Below are 12,631 nucleotides of genomic sequence, written 5' to 3' on the forward strand. Positions count from 1 at the left end.
ACTGCTGCGGTTAAGACAGCATTTTTATTACAGAATTTTCATGAAAAATACGACATTTTGGTTCCCGCAGTGGAGTCCTGCCGAAAGTTATGGGATGATTGAGCGGTTTTTCAGGGGGCGGGGATGGGAAAACTGACAATATTGTTACTGATTTTACTTGGCTGGCTGCAATACTCGCTGTGGCTGGGTAAAAACGGTATTCATGATTACACCACGGTAAATCAGGAAGTCGCGGCTCAGCAGGCAATCAATGCCAAACTTAAAACGCGCAATGATCAGTTGTTCGCGGAGATAGACGATCTGAACGGAGGTTCGGAAGCTATTGAAGAGCGGGCACGTAATGAGCTGGGAATGATTCGTCCCGGTGAAACTTTCTATCGTCTGGTAACAGAGCAAAATAAACGCACTGCACAATCTGCGGTGTCAAACCAACAACGATAAAAACGACAACAATGACAAGCACCGTATCCCTTCCGGATGTGATTGCTGTAGTTCCGGCAGCCGGTATCGGCAGCCGGATGCAGTCCGATCGTCCGAAACAGTACATGACTCTCGGTCAGCGTACTCTGCTCGAATACAGTATCGCCTCTTTATTTACCCACCCTGCTGTCAGTAAAGTCGTGGTGGCTTTGCACCCGGATGATGACCAGTTCCACCGGTTACCGCTGGCGTCTGACCCGCGTATTATAACGGTTACCGGAGGCGGCTCCCGTGCAGATTCGGTCTATGCCGGGCTGCAGGCGGCGGGCGACACGGAATGGGTACTGGTGCACGATGCCGCGCGGCCCTGCCTGCATCCGGACGACCTGCAACGTCTGCTGACGCTGACGGCTGACAGTGAGGTCGGGGGGATTCTGGCTTCGCCGGTTTCTGACACCATGAAACGCGCCCTGCATGAGGGGAATGCGATTGAGCATACGGTCGATCGCGAGGCGCTATGGCATGCGCTGACCCCCCAGTTATTTCCGTTAGCATTGTTGAAGCAGTGCCTGCTTCAGGCGATGAATGACGGGGCCACTATCACCGATGAAGCGTCGGCGCTGGAGTATTGCGGGTACCATCCCCGACTGATCCCGGGACGCAGTGATAATATCAAAGTCACCCGCCCTGAAGATTTGGCGCTGGCAGATTTCTTTTTAACCCGCAGGCAGACAGAGGAGAACGCATGATGCGTATCGGCCATGGTTTTGATGTTCACGCCTTTGGCGGAGAAGGCCCGCTGGTCATTGGCGGGGTCAGAATTCCTTTTGAGCAAGGGTTTATTGCCCATTCTGATGGTGATGTTGCTTTACATGCCCTGACCGATGCCTTATTAGGCGCCGTGGCGATGGGGGACATCGGCAAATTATTCCCGGACACGGATCCGGCATTTAAAGGCGCTGACAGCCGCGGACTGCTGCGTGAAGCCTGGTCCCGCATTCGTCAGAAAGGCTATGACATCGGCAATGTCGATATCACTCTGATTGCCCAGGCACCTAAGATGCTGCCCCATGTCGCTCAGATGCGTATTAACATTGCTGAAGATCTCGGCTGCCATATGGACCAGGTCAATGTAAAAGCCACCACGACAGAAAAGCTGGGGTTTACCGGTCGTGGAGAAGGCATTGCCTGTGAGGCGGTGGCCCTTCTGACGGTAGCTGACCGATGAAAATGAGTGAACTGCTGTATCTGCACGGCCGGCCCTCGGTTTCCGGGGTGATCCGTGCCACCGCTGATGATTTCCGGGTAACAGAAGACCTGGGATATCAGCCGGATGGCGAAGGGGAACAACTGCTGGTGCGTTTGCGTAAAACCGGATGCAACACACGGTTTGTGGCCGATGCCCTGGCCCGTTATCTGAAAATACCGGCCCGCGAGGTCAGTTTTGCCGGCATGAAAGACCGTCATGCGGTGACCGAACAGACATTCTGTCTACGGCTGCCAGGCAAAGAGATGCCCGATATGAGTGGCTTCGAGCTGGAAGGCTGTGAAATTCTGCAGGTTTCGCGGCATAAACGCAAAATCCGGACCGGGGCACTGGCCGGGAATGCGTTCAGCCTGATCCTGCGTGACATCAGCGATCGTCAGGCAGCGGAACAGCGACTGGCACTGATTGCTGAGGCCGGAGCCGTCAACTACTTTGGTGAGCAGCGATTCGGCCGTGACGGTCACAACCTGACCATGGTCACCCAGTGGGCCTGTGGGGAAATTACGGTCCGCGATCGGAATAAGCGCAGTTTACTGCTCTCGGCTGCACGAAGTGCTATGTTTAATCAGGTCACCAGCGCACGACTGGCGGCGCAGGGTGACCTGCAGACGCTGATGCGCGGTGATTGTGTGCAACTGACCGGTCGCGGCAGCTGGTTTGTCGTCAAAGACGATGAACGGGAAGACGTGCAGGAGCGTGTCTGCCGCCATGAACTCCGCCTGACGGCACCGCTGGCTGGCCGCGGTGACGCCGGTCCGCAGGAAGACGCAAAACGGTTTGAACAGCAAATCCTGGACCAGAACCCCGGGCTCTGTGCCTTGTTGTGCAAAGAAAAAACCGATGCGGCCCGCAGAGCGATGCTGGTGGTCCCGAAAAATATGCACTGGCAGTGGCAGGATGATGCCACCCTGAAACTGGATTTCTGGCTACCGGCCGGCAGTTTCGCGACCAGTGTTGTCCGTGAACTGTTACTCCAGGGAGGCGTGATTGAGGATATTGCTGAGTAATGATGATGGTGTGTTCGCACCGGGGATCCAGATTCTGGCCAGTGCGTTACGTACAATGGCGGAGGTGCAGGTCGTTGCCCCGGATCGCAACCGGAGCGGGGCCTCCAATGCCCTGACCCTGGAATCACCCCTGCGGACGTTTACCCACAGCAACGGCGATATTGCCGTATTAATGGGCACACCGACCGATTGTGTTTTTCTGGGCGTTAACACGCTGATGCGCCCGAAGCCGGATATCGTTGTTTCCGGCATCAATGCCGGACCGAATCTGGGGGATGATGTGATCTATTCCGGAACGGTAGCGGCGGCAATGGAAGGACGTCATCTGGGGCTGCCGGCGCTGGCCATTTCCTTAAACGGGCAACGTCATTACGAAACGGCCGCCGCCGCTGCCTGTGCCATTCTGCAGGCATTACAGCGCGTCCCCTTACGGACCGGACGGGTACTGAATATTAATGTGCCGGATGTGCCGTTGTCAGACATTAAAGGCTACCGGGTCACCCGCTGCGGACGCCGGCATCCGGCCGACCAGGTGATCACCCAGCAGGATCCCCGTGGCGAGACCATTTACTGGATAGGTCCGCTGGGCGGCACCCTGGATGCTGGCCCGGGCACCGACTTTGCCGCTATCGAAGAGGGATATATCTCAATTACCGCTCTGGATGCTGATCTGACCGCTCATCCTGCTCAGGAAAAGCTGGCCGACTGGCTGGAGCATGCTGAGGTCGCGCTGCCATGCTGAACAAACGCATTGAAATGTTACTTGCGCAACTGCGCAAACAGGGGATCCATGATGAGCATATTTTACGTGCCATTACTGATGTCCCCCGTGAGCATTTCATTGATGAAGCGTTTGAACATAAGGCATGGGACAATAATGCCTTACCGATCGGCTACGGACAGACGATCTCCCAGCCTTATATGGTGGCCCGGATGACCGAGCTGCTCGGGCTGACACCGCATTCCCGGGTGCTGGAAATCGGCACCGGATCAGGTTATCAGACAGCAATCCTGGCCCACCTGGTGGATCATGTTTATTCTGTAGAGCGGATTAAGGGGCTGCAGTGGCAGGCAAAACGGCGACTGAAGCAACTGGATTTGCATAATATCTCGACGCGCCATGGTGATGGCTGGCTGGGCTGGCCTTCCCGCGGGCCATTTGATGCTATTATAGTCACCGCCGCACCTCCTGAAATACCTGCCGCGTTATGCGGCCAGCTGAGTGAGCAGGGTGTGATGGTATTGCCGGTGGGCGATGAACAACAGGTATTACGACGTATTCAGCGTTCAGGCGATGAGTATATTGATGATGTGATCGAGCCTGTGCGTTTTGTCCCCCTTATCCAGGGTGACTTAGCCTGACAGGCTGATGAATTAAACGAAAACAGGTCGCGCAGCGTGTCGCTGGCAGGACAGTCAGCGACACCCGCCTTTATAGTGACCCTTGCCGGGATGTACAGATCTTTACGGCTTGCTGCCGGCAGGGTGTCATATCTCTTCCTTTTGTTATCCGGGGGAACGATGAGCACGGGAAGCACAACTTTTCAATTATTTCCATTACGCCGACTGGCAGTTTTAACCATTACGGCGATAACCCTGGTGGGCTGTAGCTCCGGTGACAATACCCAGGCGCCTATCTCTGCCATCAACGGCAGTGCCGGAGGGCATACCAGTGATGCACCGGCCTCTTATGGTCGGGTGCCGGCAGCACCGGTCCTTAACGGTACCGTTCCCTCAGGCCCTGGGAATAGCATGAGTACGCGTACGGTTCAGCGCACGGCTGAACCGATACAGCGTACCGCTGAACCTGTTCAGGCTCCGGTACGCACCGAAAACGGACATATTGTGTACGATCGGACGTATGGGAATATTCCGAAAGGTAGCTACAACGGACCGACCTATACCGTAAAACGCGGAGATACCTTGTTCTATATTGCCTGGATCACCGGCAATGATTTCCGTGATCTGGCGCAGCGGAATGATGTCGCTGCCCCGTATTCCCTCCACGTGGGACAGGTATTGCAGGTGGGTAATAGCTCCGGACAGCCAATCACAGGAGGGAATGCCATTTCAATCGCTGATTCCTCTCAACCTTCTGTAAATCCATCGGCTACGCCTTCTGTCAGGCAGGTTGCGCGGCAACCAGTTATTACGTATTCTGATGATTCGGGTGACGAAACAAACAGCACCGTTAATAGTGGCAGTAAACTATTACCGTCGAGATCACCGGTAGTGGGCAGTGCTTCGGCACCTATCACGGCACCGGTCACTCCACCGACCGCAAGCAGTACTTCAGTCAGCTCCGCGCCAATCACTACCTGGCGCTGGCCGACAGAAGGAAAAATTATTGATAGCTTCTCGGCCTCCGAAGGTGGCAATAAAGGGATCGATATTGCCGGCTCACGGGGACAACCTGTGGTCGCTACTGCTGCAGGTCGTGTGGTTTATGCCGGTAACGCACTCAGAGGGTATGGAAACCTGATCATCATTAAACACAATGACGATTATCTGAGTGCTTATGCGCATAACGACACGATGCTGGTCCGCGAACAACAGGAAGTGAGCGCAGGACAAAAAATTGCAACGATGGGGAGCACAGGGACAAGCTCAGTCAGGCTGCATTTTGAAATTCGTTACAAGGGGAAATCCGTCAATCCGTTGCGTTATTTGCCGCAACGATAACAGGCAGGGCTGAGATGGCTCTGTCCGGGATAAGGGGAGGAGCCATTGATGAACCGAAATACACTTAAAGTTAATGAGTTACAGGAAGATGCATTTGACGACAATGGCAACGAAGCCTTTGATGAGAATGCAATAGTAGCAAATGACTCTAAAGATGATGACGTAACAGAAGATGAGCAGCTGACTCAGGCGGCATCTCAGCGTGTTCTGGATGCAACTCAACTCTACCTTGGGGAAATTGGATTTTCTCCGCTACTGACTGCCGAAGAAGAAGTTTTCTTTGCCCGTCGGGCTTTACGCGGTGATGTGGCAGCACGTCGCCGTATGATCGAAAGTAACCTGCGTCTGGTGGTTAAAATTTCGCGGCGTTACAGCAATCGTGGTCTGGCTCTGCTCGACCTGATTGAAGAAGGGAATCTCGGCCTGATCCGTGCGGTTGAGAAATTTGATCCTGAACGTGGATTCCGTTTCTCAACGTATGCGACATGGTGGATCCGTCAGACCATTGAGCGTGCCATTATGAATCAGACACGGACCATCCGTCTGCCGATTCATATCGTGAAAGAGCTGAATGTCTATCTCCGTACTGCCAGAGAACTGGCCCATATGCTTGACCATGAGCCAAGTGCGGAAGAGATTGCCGAGGAACTGGATAAACCGGTTGAAGACGTCAGCAGGATGCTGAAGCTTAATGAACGCATAACGTCTGTTGATACCCCGTTAGGGGGAGACTCGGATAAGGCACTGCTGGATATTTTGTCTGATGACAATGACACCGGGCCTGAAGATCGTACCCAGAACAATGATATGAAGCAGAGCATTGTTAAATGGCTGTACGAACTGAATCCGAAACAGCGTGAAGTTCTGGCCCGCCGCTTTGGGCTGCTGGGCTATGAAGCCGCGACTCTGGAAGATGTCGGGCAGGAAATTTCTCTGACCCGTGAACGTGTCCGCCAGATTCAGGTGGAAGGTTTACGTCGGTTACGGGAAATCTTACAGGGACAGGGTCTTAGCATTGAAGCGTTGTTTCGCGAGTAACAGGACGTTATCGCGTAACGGACCATTTTCAGGGATGAACTGAGAGCAGCCTGTCACGACAGGCTGCTTTCTTTTTGCCGTTTTTCCGGCCTCAGACCAGGTCTTTTAACCGGTACAACCATTCCAGTGCCTGACGTGGCGACATAGTGTCAGGATCCAGCGCTTCCAGCGCTTCAACTGCCGGCGAAACCTCGGCTTCCAGCAGTGGCAACTGTGGACCCCCGCTACGGGACGGCGTATCCTTTGCGGAAATCATCTCCAGTTCACGCAGTTTCTGACGTGCACGTTTAATCACTTCTTTAGGGACACCCGCCAGCGCCGCGACGGCCAGCCCGTAACTTTTACTGGCAGGGCCCTCCTGAACACTGTGCATAAAGGCAATGGTATCGCCATGCTCCATCGCATTCAGGTGCACATTGACCACACCCTCCAGTGTTTCCGGTAAGGCCGTCAGTTCAAAATAGTGGGTCGCAAACAGGGTCAGGGCCTTAATGCGGTTGGCCAGATTCTCGGCACAGGCCCATGCCAGTGATAATCCATCATAAGTCGAGGTCCCGCGGCCAATCTCGTCCATCAGTACCAGGCTGTTGGCAGTGGCATTGTGCAGGATATTGGCCGTTTCGGTCATTTCGACCATAAACGTCGAGCGTCCGGAAGCCAGATCATCGGCGGCACCGACCCGGGTAAAGATGCGATCGATCGGGCCCAGGGTAACCGCATCTGCCGGGACGTAGCTGCCGGTCCAGGCTAACAGGGCAATCAGTGCCGTCTGGCGCATATAGGTACTTTTCCCTCCCATATTCGGCCCGGTGACAATCAGCATCCGTCGTTGCGGCGAAAGTGCCAGCGGGTTAGCGATAAAGGGTTCTTTAAGTACCTGTTCAACGACCGGATGACGTCCTTCCCGGATACTGATCCCGGGACTGTCCTGTAAAACCGGACAGCAATAATTAAGTGTCATGGCACGTTCTGACAGATTTGTTAATACATCAAGTTCTGATAATGCACTGGCGCTTTGCTGTAACGGCTCAAGAAAAGGCAATAATTGATCAAAAAGTGCCTCATACAGGGCCTTTTCCAGCGACAGGGCTTTACCTTTCGAGGTCAGGACTTTGTCTTCATACTCTTTCAGCTCAGGAATAATGTAACGTTCGGCATTTTTCAGCGTCTGGCGACGTACATAATGCATCGGCACCAGATGACTCTGACCGCGACTGACCTGAATATAGTAGCCATGCACCGCATTAAACCCGACCTTCAGGGTATCCAGCCCCAGTGACTCTCTTTCCCGGATTTCGAGTTTATCCAGATAATCGGTGGCACCGTCCGCCAGCGCCCGCCACTCGTCCAGCTCTTCATTGTACCCCGGCGCGATAACGCCCCCGTCCCTCACCAGCACCGGCGGAGTTTCGATAATAGCCTGCTCAAGTAACTCTCGCAGTCCGGTAAACAAGCCGCTTTGCTGTGCCAGTGTTTTCAGACGCGGGCTGGCGGCATTGGCTAAGATTTCCTGTAATTCCGGTAACTGACGGAAGGCGTGGCGCATTCTGGCGAGGTCACGCGGCCTGGCGGTCCGCAGCGCCAGACGGGCCAGAATACGCTCCAGGTCCCCGACCTGGTGTAACAGCGGTTGGAGCTGCTCATTCAGGTCCTGAAGTTCGGCAATGCAGCTCTGACGTTCCCGGATCACCTGTGCATCACGCAGGGGCATATGCAGCCAGCGTTTCAGCATCCTGCTGCCCATCGGGGTGACCGTCTTATCGATCACCGCCGCCAGGGTATTATCGGTGCCACCCGCCATATTTAGCGTAATTTCAAGATTACGCCGTGTCGCGGCATCCATAATGATGGTGTCCTGCTGGCGTATCATACTCAGCCCACGGATGTGCGGCAGGGAGGTGCGCTGAGTATCGCGGGCATACTGTAACAGGCAACCCGCGGCAGGCAGGGCCAGCAGTGCCTGTTCAACCCCGAACCCGCGCAGGTCGCGGGTGCCGAATTGCAGGTTAAGCTGCTGGCGTGCGGTACTGAGTTCAAATTCCCAGACCGGACGACGGCGCAGACCGCGACGGCCATCGATTAATGGCATTGCAGCAAAGTCTTCCGGATAGAGCAGTTCTGACGGATGGGTCCGCTGCAGTTCAGCGGCCAGCGCTTCCGCATTTTCGGGCTCGCTCAGCAGGAAGCGTCCGGAACTGATATCCAGCGTAGCATACCCGAATCCCGTGCCTTTCGGGCTTTCATAAACGGCGGCCAGCAGATTGTCCTGACGCTCATTCAGTAAGGCTTCGTCGCTGATCGTGCCGGGGGTCACAATACGGACCACTTTCCGTTCGACCGGGCCCTTACTGAGGGCGGGGTCGCCCACCTGTTCACAGAGTGCAACAGACTCCCCCAACTGAACCAGTTTTGCCAGATACCCTTCCACCGCATGGTAAGGCACACCCGCCATCGGGATAGGCTGTCCGGCGGAAGCACCGCGTTTGGTCAGCGAGATATCCAGTAATTGTGATGCTTTCCGTGCATCATCAAAGAACAGCTCATAAAAGTCGCCCATCCGGTAGAACAGCAGAATGTCCGGATGTTCCGCCTTCAGACGCAGGTACTGCTGCATCATCGGGGTGTGAGAGTCTAAATTTTCGAGGGTACTCATAGTGTTGAGATGTCCATTATCATAAAAATTAGAGAGTTAAGTGATTTTATGATTATCATTGTTTTCACGTTGTCTCATGGGATCTCATGAAATCCTGCCGTTAACGGCAGGCTGACGTGTAGCGTGCCAAACGGCAGAGGGGTGAAAATGCAGCTTCGCAAGCCACAACCCACATTTCCTTTCACGAGTACAGGGTGGATATGATAACGGAGTCTGCAGGACAGGAAAACACGCGGAGAAGTGACTTTTTTCGGGGCCGCCCGAAAGAATGAAATATGATGATGGCGATGCCGCGGAAACGGGAGAAATTCGGTGCATCGGCTCCCTGCGATGGCCTGACCCGGAGTCAGTTTTTTCTGGCGCGACACGAGACGCCTGACGGAAAACCAGCCCGGGTTCAAAGGGGCACTTTCTGCGGACTTCTTCCGCCGCAGTACCTCCGGCAAACCTCGGTTTCTTTCGCAAACGACTTAACCTTCTGAAACTCCATTCTCAAGGCTGACATCCTTCACATGTCTTCCGCTTTCCACTGATTTCAGGTCCCTAAGGATCCGGGATTCAGTGAAATGCCCTTTCTTTATGCCAAACCTCCATTGGTTGTATTTTAACCGTAGGGTGCTGTTGTCGAGTAAGAATAAATCCAGGGGGACTAAAAAAGCAGCCATTCAATATTACCTACAAAGATGTGGCAGCACGTAAACACAGGAAGTCAGATATGATGTGCCGGAAGCTGCTGTCGCACATGTTACAGGGTCTGGAAAGTCAGGCTGTCTACGATTACGTTGCCACCCATAATGTAAGCATAGACATACGGTTGCAGTTCAACCTATGGCTGATCCTGATGAAGCTAAACGCCTTTTTGATCTATCTACCCATGATCAGAGTAGCTGAACGTTTACGACGAGCAAAAGACCGGGACGCTCCATTTAGTGGTGATATGTATTTTCACATGCGTGGGCAACGCAGTGCTGCGCACTTATGGATACAAGATCTATTAGAGGCATAATCTGATAATTTTGGTATAATGTTTAAATAATGTTTTCAGCCCGGATTCTGCTTTTCAGGAGTATTTATGAGCAACAACAAAAAAACTCAGGCAGCCTACGCTAAGCCGTCTCGTGCTGACATCGTTCGTTCGGTAGCAACGTCTACGGCTGTTGAAACGGGGCAGTCCTCTGCGAAGATCGAAGCTTCCCTTGAAGCGACGCGTAAAAAGTTTGCTCATCTTCGCCTTGCTTAACCCCTTCTTAACCCCTTCTTAATGCCTTCTTAATGCCTTACTGACCCAGTGTTTCATCGGCTCGTAGTCCATTGATACGCCTGCATGAATAGCCGGGATATACTGGTTTTTGTTCTGCTCCCAGCTTTGATAATCCAGCGGTTTGTATCCTCCCTGAACGGCCATCACGTCGGCTAATAGTCGAGACAGGCGTCCGTTTCCCTCTCTGAATGGATGTATAAGTATCAGTTCGACATGGGTGATGGCGATAGCGGTAATGAGTTGTTCTTCGTCCATGCTGCGACATGGCGTGTATTGAGCCAGATACCTGGTGTCGAATTCGTTCAGCAGTTTAGGCAGCTGTGCTGAGGGGGCAAACATAAAGCCGTCCCTGCTGATGTTTACCGTTCTTTCCTGCCCGGCCCACTCGTAGAGGTTACCTAACCAGCGGCGGTGCCAGCTTTTTAGCAGGGCTACGTTGAGCTGTCCTTCCGGGAACTGTTCTTCAAAAACAGACTGGTAGAGTTGTTCTAACAGGACAAGTTCAGCTTCATCCATCTCATCAGAAGTAGCTATCCCCAGCTTATTAGCCAAAACCTGCTCGCCAGAGTCTTTCTCATACTGGCCTTCACTGCTGGATACATGGTATCGGCTCATGGAGGTACCCTGTAGGGTGGGAAAACAGAGGTATTATAATACAGGATGGGTATGGATAAAAATTAATTACAATCATGTAATTAAAGAATATCAGGTCAGAGTTTCGCTTTAGGCCTGGCCTAAAATAATTGTTAATAATCAGTATTAATACACCTATGCATTATGGTGAGTGCCGTACCTATTATCAGTTTCTTTAGCAAACTACTTAACCCTGCCTGCGGAAGTCCCTGAAAGAAGATTATGGCGTTTACGTGAAAAGGCTCACATGTGTAATATACCTATAGACGCAGTACGATCTGCGTCGTACTGTGAAAACAGGGGACTCCCTCTTGTAACATCCAAATGACGTGCAGGGGCTGTAACCGGGCATATATGTGGCGGTGTGGAAGGGATTTATACGTTTTACAAGTATAAGTCGGAATGTCGGAAGTGGTTGAGTTTATCATTTATTTATTATGGTCATGATTTTCTGACGAAGGATTGTTTATGGAAATGGAAAATTCTTTACGCCTCTTAACATTAGGGGAAAAAACTGGCTCATACAGTTTTCGGTAATTCAATTGAGTATAGTAAAGTATGGGTTCATTGTGAGAGCTATTTCCCATTTGGTTTACAGGGAAAGTTTGTTGGGATGGCACCAGAGGGTGAAATGTATTTCAGAAAAGAGAACTATCTGAAGGACTTCTCTTTAGCTTCAAAATCTAATCAACATTTTTTTATGCATGAAATGACTCATGTGTGGCAACATCAGCATGGAATGTGGGTCAGAATAAGAGGTATATTCAGCCGGGTATCAACTTACAAATATACCATCGAACTCAATAAAAAGTTAAGCAAATACAGTATGGAACAACAGGCTCAGATTATTGCTGATTACTTTTTATTAAAGAAATAGGGTGTAAATGGTCTGAGAAGCGAAATTGGACGTCAGGCTGGCTTTCAGGGAGCTTTAGATAATAATACGATTTCTCTATATAGGAAAATATTGCCAGCGTCAATTTTATAAGGGGTAGTATGATGAAATTAATAATCATGCTTATTTCTATTTTTTTTTAACCTCCTGCCATATAAATGATCCTCGCCCGGAAAATCATCGGGCGAAGGTCAGTGTAGCCGGTGGCAGGGTGTGTATTACTGCCCCGGGGAGTCAGGGAGAAAGGATCACTTCATTAAGTATTAATGAGGTCAGGAATAGTGAAAAGTTGATTGCCAGAACATTCACTGTTGATAATGCGCCAGTGTTATCTGCAAATAAATGCATTTCAGATGCCGGCTTTACTTTTTTTCCCGGTAAATCATATATATTCTCTGTTAATGCAATACGGATAAAAGAAAATCATATTATCGAAAATGGTAATAGTTATAGTGTGACTTTTTCCGTGTGGAAAGATAACGGGGAATTAAAAGTAAAAGATATTAACTAACCCGCCCGAAAATTGTGCCTGATTTCCGGCGGTCAGGAGAGCGCGTCTGTCACCCCGGCCTGTGGCAACGCCTGATCGGGCCATCCCGTATCCGGAGAGGGAAACACATCTTCCCCAAATGACCTCATCGGGTGACGAAGCCCGGGATGAATTCCGCAACAACCCGGGCCGGGGGAACGGGCCACCCGGGAGGCGTTAACCGCGAAAAACTGGCGCGGAGCCTGTCGCCGGTGAAATGCTAACCGGGCTGACAAAAAGCATAAC

The 12,631-nt window shown here is 52.0% G+C and carries 13 protein-coding genes; 11 read left to right on the top strand and 2 right to left on the bottom strand.

All coding sequences use genetic code 11. From position 1 onward, the window contains the following. Window positions 1–123: 123 nt before the first annotated feature. From ftsB to rpoS, 8 genes are all read left to right on the top strand, one after another. Window positions 124–441: a cell division protein FtsB gene (ftsB, locus tag ABD035_RS09630; RefSeq protein WP_212714378.1), complete on the top strand. Its 318-nt coding sequence runs from the start codon at window positions 124–126 to the stop codon at window positions 439–441. Window positions 442–452: 11 nt separating this feature from the next. Then, the gene (ispD, locus tag ABD035_RS09635) at window positions 453–1,169 is read left to right on the top strand and encodes a 2-C-methyl-D-erythritol 4-phosphate cytidylyltransferase (RefSeq protein ID WP_343869681.1); all 717 of its coding nucleotides are present in this window, start codon (window positions 453–455) and stop codon (window positions 1,167–1,169) included. Then, the gene (gene ispF, locus ABD035_RS09640) at window positions 1,169–1,648 is read left to right on the top strand and encodes a 2-C-methyl-D-erythritol 2,4-cyclodiphosphate synthase (protein WP_305803617.1); all 480 of its coding nucleotides are present in this window, start codon (window positions 1,169–1,171) and stop codon (window positions 1,646–1,648) included. Before ispD ends, ispF begins: the two co-directional genes overlap by 1 nt. Next, window positions 1,645–2,694, top strand: a complete 1,050-nt coding sequence (gene truD, locus ABD035_RS09645) for a tRNA pseudouridine(13) synthase TruD (RefSeq protein ID WP_371813123.1) — start codon at window positions 1,645–1,647, stop codon at window positions 2,692–2,694. The genes ispF and truD overlap by 4 nt, the downstream gene beginning before the upstream one ends. Next, window positions 2,675–3,436: a 5'/3'-nucleotidase SurE gene (gene surE, locus ABD035_RS09650; RefSeq protein WP_212714375.1), complete on the top strand. Its 762-nt coding sequence runs from the start codon at window positions 2,675–2,677 to the stop codon at window positions 3,434–3,436. Before truD ends, surE begins: the two co-directional genes overlap by 20 nt. Beyond that, a complete protein-coding gene (locus ABD035_RS09655; RefSeq protein WP_212714374.1) occupies window positions 3,430–4,056 on the top strand; it encodes a protein-L-isoaspartate(D-aspartate) O-methyltransferase in 627 nt (208 codons plus the stop codon). Before surE ends, ABD035_RS09655 begins: the two co-directional genes overlap by 7 nt. 159 nt (window positions 4,057–4,215) lie before the next feature. Continuing rightward, a complete protein-coding gene (gene nlpD / locus ABD035_RS09660) occupies window positions 4,216–5,376 on the top strand; it encodes a murein hydrolase activator NlpD (protein ID WP_343869684.1) in 1,161 nt (386 codons plus the stop codon). 48 nt (window positions 5,377–5,424) lie between these two features. Further along, window positions 5,425–6,414, top strand: a complete 990-nt coding sequence (gene rpoS, locus ABD035_RS09665) for an RNA polymerase sigma factor RpoS (protein WP_212714372.1) — start codon at window positions 5,425–5,427, stop codon at window positions 6,412–6,414. 91 nt (window positions 6,415–6,505) lie between these two features. Here the strand turns inward: rpoS and mutS are convergent, their stop codons facing one another. Continuing rightward, entirely contained in the window at window positions 6,506–9,067 is a 2,562-nt protein-coding gene (mutS, locus tag ABD035_RS09670; protein ID WP_343869686.1) for a DNA mismatch repair protein MutS, read from the bottom strand. Window positions 9,068–10,139: 1,072 nt separating this feature from the next. On the opposite strand from mutS, the gene ABD035_RS09675 reads away from it, so the two are divergent. Then, window positions 10,140–10,307: a hypothetical protein gene (locus tag ABD035_RS09675; RefSeq protein WP_276972387.1), complete on the top strand. Its 168-nt coding sequence runs from the start codon at window positions 10,140–10,142 to the stop codon at window positions 10,305–10,307. Window positions 10,308–10,325: 18 nt separating this feature from the next. Here ABD035_RS09675 and ABD035_RS09680 read toward each other — a convergent pair whose 3' ends face one another. Further along, window positions 10,326–10,943, bottom strand: coding sequence for a Fic/DOC family protein (locus ABD035_RS09680; protein WP_343869691.1), 618 nt, complete (start codon window positions 10,941–10,943; stop codon window positions 10,326–10,328). Between the two features lie 631 nt (window positions 10,944–11,574). Between ABD035_RS09680 and ABD035_RS09685 the strand changes: the two genes are divergently transcribed. Together ABD035_RS09685 and ABD035_RS09690 are read left to right on the top strand one after the other, a co-directional pair. After that, window positions 11,575–11,838 (top strand): hypothetical protein, encoded by a 264-nt coding sequence (locus tag ABD035_RS09685; RefSeq protein ID WP_343869693.1) that lies wholly within the window; start codon window positions 11,575–11,577, stop codon window positions 11,836–11,838. A 127-nt stretch (window positions 11,839–11,965) separates the two neighbouring features. Beyond that, window positions 11,966–12,367: a putative T6SS immunity periplasmic lipoprotein gene (locus ABD035_RS09690; protein WP_343869905.1), complete on the top strand. Its 402-nt coding sequence runs from the start codon at window positions 11,966–11,968 to the stop codon at window positions 12,365–12,367. The last annotated feature ends 264 nt before the right edge of the window (window positions 12,368–12,631 follow it).

The sequence above is a fragment of the Tatumella terrea genome (genome assembly GCF_039523755.1).
GTDB classification, from domain to species: Bacteria; Pseudomonadota; Gammaproteobacteria; order Enterobacterales; family Enterobacteriaceae; genus Tatumella; species Tatumella terrea.

Excerpts from the sequence above, each read along its gene's own strand:
- mutS (WP_343869686.1), bottom strand. The coding sequence starts at position 9,067 with ATGAGTACCCTCGAAAATTTAGACTCTCACACCCCGATGATGCAGCAG.
- ABD035_RS09680 (WP_343869691.1), bottom strand. The coding sequence starts at position 10,943 with ATGAGCCGATACCATGTATCCAGCAGTGAAGGCCAGTATGAGAAAGAC.
- truD (WP_371813123.1), top strand. The coding sequence starts at position 1,645 with ATGAAAATGAGTGAACTGCTGTATCTGCACGGCCGGCCCTCGGTTTCC.
- ispF (WP_305803617.1), top strand. The coding sequence starts at position 1,169 with ATGCGTATCGGCCATGGTTTTGATGTTCACGCCTTTGGCGGAGAAGGC.
- ispD (WP_343869681.1), top strand. The coding sequence starts at position 453 with ATGACAAGCACCGTATCCCTTCCGGATGTGATTGCTGTAGTTCCGGCA.
- ftsB (WP_212714378.1), top strand. The coding sequence starts at position 124 with ATGGGAAAACTGACAATATTGTTACTGATTTTACTTGGCTGGCTGCAA.
- ABD035_RS09685 (WP_343869693.1), top strand. The coding sequence starts at position 11,575 with ATGGCACCAGAGGGTGAAATGTATTTCAGAAAAGAGAACTATCTGAAG.
- ABD035_RS09655 (WP_212714374.1), top strand. The coding sequence starts at position 3,430 with ATGCTGAACAAACGCATTGAAATGTTACTTGCGCAACTGCGCAAACAG.
- nlpD (WP_343869684.1), top strand. The coding sequence starts at position 4,216 with ATGAGCACGGGAAGCACAACTTTTCAATTATTTCCATTACGCCGACTG.
- rpoS (WP_212714372.1), top strand. The coding sequence starts at position 5,425 with ATGAACCGAAATACACTTAAAGTTAATGAGTTACAGGAAGATGCATTT.
- ABD035_RS09675 (WP_276972387.1), top strand. The coding sequence starts at position 10,140 with ATGAGCAACAACAAAAAAACTCAGGCAGCCTACGCTAAGCCGTCTCGT.